The following is a 4,135-nucleotide window of genomic DNA, read 5'->3' on the forward strand; positions in this document are numbered from 1 at the left end:
CATCGTCATGTTCCAGCGCGCCTGGCCCAGCGGCCGGCACGAGCCGGGACAGGCGCGCTACGCCGCCGGCGGCGCGGCGGCCGTCTGGCTGGTGTGGCAGTCGGCGTCGCTGCTCGGCATCCTGGCCTCGTCGCAGGTGCCCATGTCCTGGGGCCTGGGCTTCGCTGGCACGCTGTCGATGCTCGGGCTGGTCTACGCGCTCCTCGTCGACCGGGCCGCGTGGCTGGCAGCGATCGTTTCCGGGACGGCGGCGGTCGCCGCCTTCGCCCTCCCGCTGAAGCTGAACATCCTGGTCGCGATCGCCGCTGCCGTGGCTGCCGGCCTGCTGCTCGAGCAGGCCGGGCGTGCCGCGACGCGCATGGGCGAGAAGCGATGAGCTGGGGCCACGGCGTGGTCGCGATCCTCGGCCTGGCCGTGGTCACCTTCCTGACGCGCGGCTTCTTCCTGTTCTCCGAGCGAGAGCTGCGCATGCCGGAGCCGCTGCAGCGGGCCCTGCAGGCAGCCCCGCTTGCAGCCCTCGTGGCCGTGCTGGCGCCCGAGATCCTCATGAGCCAGGGCGAGCTGATCGGCACCTGGCGCGATGCCCGCCTCGGCGGTGCGGCGGCCGCGACCCTGTTCTACGCCTGGCGGCCCGGCGTGCTCGGCCCGCTGCTGGCCGGGCTCGCCGCGTACCTGCCCTTGCGCCTGCTCCTGGGCTGGTGACCTAGGACGGGATGCCGCCGGCCATCTCTTCCATCAGGGACATCTTGCGCGTCTCGAGCTCGGCACCGAGGCCGGCGAGATCCATCTTCGCTCTGCGGCACTTCTGGAACATCTCGCCCTCTTCTTCCTCGACGTGGTGGTTCACGTACTCGCCGAGGACCTTGACCTTGGCGTCGTACAGCTCGTCATCGGGGCTCATGCCCTTGATCTGCGCGATCAGGTCCTTCGCCGAAGCGTGCTCGACGTCGGCTTCGTCGAGGAGGTCGCTGTCGACCTCGGCATCGCGCGCCGCCGGATAGAAGATCTCTTCCTCGATCGTCGCGTGCACCGTGAGCATGTCGCAGATCTGCTCGGCGAGGGTCTGCCGCTCGCCGACCTCGGCCTCCGCCTGCGCCAGCTCGTCGTACTCCTCGAAGAGGGCCTTGACCTCCTTGTGGTCGGCCTTGAGCAAGGCGATCGCGTCGCGCCCGCCGCCGGCGGACGACGTTGACTTCCTGGCAGGCGCCTTCTTGGCCGGCGTCTTCTTCGCGGCCGTCTTCTTCGCTGCGGGCATTCGGGACTCCTCTTTCTCGTGGTGGGGTGGACAGCGGCCAACAGCAATCAGCGTGCCGATGCCTGGCCGACGACACCCTCGACGAACCAGTCCATGGTCTTGATGCGTGCGTCGTCGAGAGCGCCCGTGGCGAGACGAACGCTGCCGCGGTTGTCGACGAGCCTGCCGCTGAACGGCTGGAAGCGTCCGTCGACGATCGCGGCACGGCGCGACGCCACCGCGGCGCGTACTTCCGACGGCAGCGCCGGGTCGAGCGCGGCGATGTCGACCATGCCGCTGGCGATGCCGCCCCAGACCGGCTCTGCCGACCAGGTGCCGGCGAGGACGCGCTCGGCGACGCCGGCGTAGAAGGCGCCCCAGCGGTGGACGATGGCGGCCAGCTGCGCGTCGGGCGCCAAGGCGCGCATGTCGCTCGGGTACGGGATCACGCGCACCCGGCGGCTGCGGAAGTTCGCCTGCGCCGCCTGGGCCACCGCCGTCGAGCCGCTGTGGTGGGTGAGCACGTCGGCACCCTGGTCGATCAGCGCCTGCGCCGCCGCGCGCTCGCGCGCCGGGTCGAACCAGGTGTCGAGCCAGAGCACGCGCACGGTCGCCTTCGGGTTGGCCGCCCGCATCCCCAGCGCAAAGGCATTGATCCCCTGGACCACCTCGGGAACCGGGAAGCCGGCGACGTAGCCGGCGCTGCCGCTCGCGCTCGCCTTGCCGGCGACGAAGCCGGCCAGCCAGCGCGCCTCGTAGTAGCGGGCGTCGTAGGTGGCGAGGTTGGCGGCGCGCTTGTAGCCGCCGGCATGCTCGAACTTCACGGCCGGGAACTCGGCGGCGACGCGCAGCGCCGGCTCGAGGTAGCCGAAGCTGGTCGCGAACACGAGCCCCGCGCCCTGGCGCGCCAGGTCACGCATGACGCGCTCCGAGTCGGCGCCTTCGGCGACGCCTTCGACGACCAGGGTCCTGACGCGCGCCCCGAGCGCCTGCTGCATCTCGCGCCGGCCGAGCTCGTGCTGGTAGGTCCAGCCGGCGTCGCCGATCGGCGTCACGTAGACGAAGCCGACCGTCAACGGCTCGGCGGATCGTGACGAAGGCGTGGCGAGGGCCGCGAGACCGGCGAGCAGCGCGCAGGCGCTGCCGCGGATGAGGTTTTTCAACATGGTTGACCCCGACATGGCCCCGGAGGAAAGCGCCGCGGCGGGGGCACGCCGCGGCTTCGCGATTGTCGCCCGGGCCCTACATCCCGGTGGCGAGGAAGCCGCCGTCGACCGGGATCGTCGCCCCGGTCACGTAGGCGGCGCCGGGCGAGGCGAGGTACACGGCGGCGGCGGCGAGCTCGTCGACCTCGCCGAAGCGGCCCATCGGCACGCGCGCCAGGGCCCGGGCCTTGCGCTCGTCGCCCATGACGTCGCGGTTCAGGTCGGTGAGGAAGAAGCCCGGCGCGATCGCGTTGACGCGGACGCCGCGCGAGGCCCACTCGGCGGCCAGCGTCTCGGTCAGGGCGCGCACGCCGTGCTTGCTGACGCAGTAGACGCCGTTGCGCGGAAAGCCGCGGAACGAGGCCAGCGAGGCGATGTTGATCACGGCGCCGCTGCCGCGCGCCAGCATGCCCTTGCCGAAGCGCGTGCAGGCGAACCAGACGCTCTTGACGTTGGTGGCCATGATGCGGTCGAAGTCGCTCTCGTCGTAGGACTCGGCCGGCCCGAGCGTCATCACGCCCTGGGCGTTGACCAGGATGTCGGGGACGCCGACCTCGCCTTCGACGCGCTCCCCCACCCCGGCGCGCGCGGCCGCGGCGGCGCCGTCGGCGGCGAAGGCCTTCGCGCCGACGCCGCGGGCGCGGATCGCGGCGCACGCCTCCGCGAGACGGTCGGCGCGCCGGCCGACGACGTGGACGTCGGCACCGGCCCCGGCGAGGCCGAGCGCGATGGCGCGGCCGATGCCGCTGCCGCCGCCGATCACCAGGGCGCGGCGCTGCCGCAGGGAAAAGGGGGAGTCGCTCATCTGGGTCCAGGGTGGGCGGCGCAGATGCCGCGGGGCATTCTCGCGCCGCTCGCGTGGCTAACGCTTCCCGGCGGCCGTCTTCCCGGCCGGCGGCGGCGCGGCGCGGCGGACCGGCTTGCGTTCTCTCCCGGTACTCGCCTTCGTGGCGGCCCTGGCGGGCGCGTCGCGAGGCGCGACAGCCGCCGGGCCGAGGCTTGCCTTGAGCGCAGCGACGAGATCGATCACCTGCGCGCTGGGCAGGGCCCGCGGCGCGGCCCCGTGCTCGACGACGATCTGCCGGCCGGCGATCTTTTCCTGGACCGCGGCGAGGATGCGCTCCTTTTCCTCGTCGGCGTACAGCGTGGGGTCGTAGCCGTCGGCGGAGATCTGCTCGATGAGACGGACCGCGAGGTCGAGCTCGGCCTGGCCGACCTCGACGAGGTCGATGTCGAGATCCGCGATGGAACGCACCTCGTCGGCATACAGGAGTTGCTGGAGGACGAGGCCGCCGTCGACCGGGCGGATCTGCACCATGGTCTGCTTGGAGCGCCAGGCCCACTTGGCCAGCGCGCAGCGCCCGCTCTCGCGCATCGCCTTCAGGAGCAGCGAGTACGGCTTCCCGCCGCGCTTGTCGGGGGCCAGGAAGTACGCCTTGTCGTAGTGGATCGGGTCAACCGAACGCTCGGGAATGAAGGCGACGATGTCGATCGTCTGCCGCGATGCCTCGGCCAGCGCCTTGAGCTCCTCGGGCTCGAAGAGGACGAAGCGCCCCGGCTCGAACTCGTAGCCCTTGACCATGTCGGAACGCTCGACGATCGACGGCTCCGCGGCGGGCCGGTGCCAAGCCGCCTGGGCATCGGGACTGCGCACCACGGCCGCTGGCGCCGGTGATGCCGGGGCCGCGGGTGGCGC

General features: G+C 72.4%; 5 protein-coding genes and 1 pseudogene. 2 read left to right on the forward strand and 4 right to left on the reverse strand.

The annotated features are described in order from the left end of the window. A pseudogene (locus AC30N0_RS00700) lies at positions 1 to 376 on the forward strand (AzlC family ABC transporter permease); the annotation flags it as partial. Next, complete coding sequence (locus AC30N0_RS00705) at positions 373 to 702, forward strand: AzlD domain-containing protein (RefSeq protein ID WP_489516025.1); 330 nt, start codon at positions 373 to 375, stop codon at positions 700 to 702. The pseudogene AC30N0_RS00700 and the gene AC30N0_RS00705, both read left to right, overlap by 4 nt. Position 703: 1 nt before the next feature. Here AC30N0_RS00705 and AC30N0_RS00710 read toward each other — a convergent pair whose 3' ends face one another. From AC30N0_RS00710 to ku, 4 genes are all read right to left on the reverse strand, one after another. Further along, complete coding sequence (locus AC30N0_RS00710; protein WP_489516026.1) at positions 704 to 1,255, reverse strand: hemerythrin domain-containing protein; 552 nt, start codon at positions 1,253 to 1,255, stop codon at positions 704 to 706. Between the two features lie 47 nt (positions 1,256 to 1,302). Beyond that, positions 1,303 to 2,400 (reverse strand): BMP family ABC transporter substrate-binding protein, encoded by a 1,098-nt coding sequence (locus tag AC30N0_RS00715; RefSeq protein WP_489516027.1) that lies wholly within the window; start codon positions 2,398 to 2,400, stop codon positions 1,303 to 1,305. 76 nt (positions 2,401 to 2,476) lie between these two features. Further along, the gene (locus AC30N0_RS00720; protein ID WP_489516028.1) at positions 2,477 to 3,244 is read right to left on the reverse strand and encodes an SDR family NAD(P)-dependent oxidoreductase; all 768 of its coding nucleotides are present in this window, start codon (positions 3,242 to 3,244) and stop codon (positions 2,477 to 2,479) included. Between the two features lie 57 nt (positions 3,245 to 3,301). Then, positions 3,302 to 4,135: non-homologous end joining protein Ku (gene ku / locus AC30N0_RS00725; protein WP_489516029.1), on the reverse strand; the 834-nt coding region annotated here is incomplete at its 5' end.

The sequence above is a fragment of the Rhizobacter sp. genome, from assembly GCF_031412495.1.
GTDB lineage: Bacteria > Pseudomonadota > Gammaproteobacteria > Burkholderiales > Burkholderiaceae_C > Schlegelella_A.

Bases quoted from the DNA above. Each gene is read 5' to 3' on its own strand.
- AC30N0_RS00705 (WP_489516025.1), top strand. From the start codon at position 373: ATGAGCTGGGGCCACGGCGTGGTCGCGATCCTCGGCCTGGCCGTGGTC.
- AC30N0_RS00710 (WP_489516026.1), bottom strand. From the start codon at position 1,255: ATGCCCGCAGCGAAGAAGACGGCCGCGAAGAAGACGCCGGCCAAGAAG.
- AC30N0_RS00715 (WP_489516027.1), bottom strand. From the start codon at position 2,400: ATGTTGAAAAACCTCATCCGCGGCAGCGCCTGCGCGCTGCTCGCCGGT.
- AC30N0_RS00720 (WP_489516028.1), bottom strand. From the start codon at position 3,244: ATGAGCGACTCCCCCTTTTCCCTGCGGCAGCGCCGCGCCCTGGTGATC.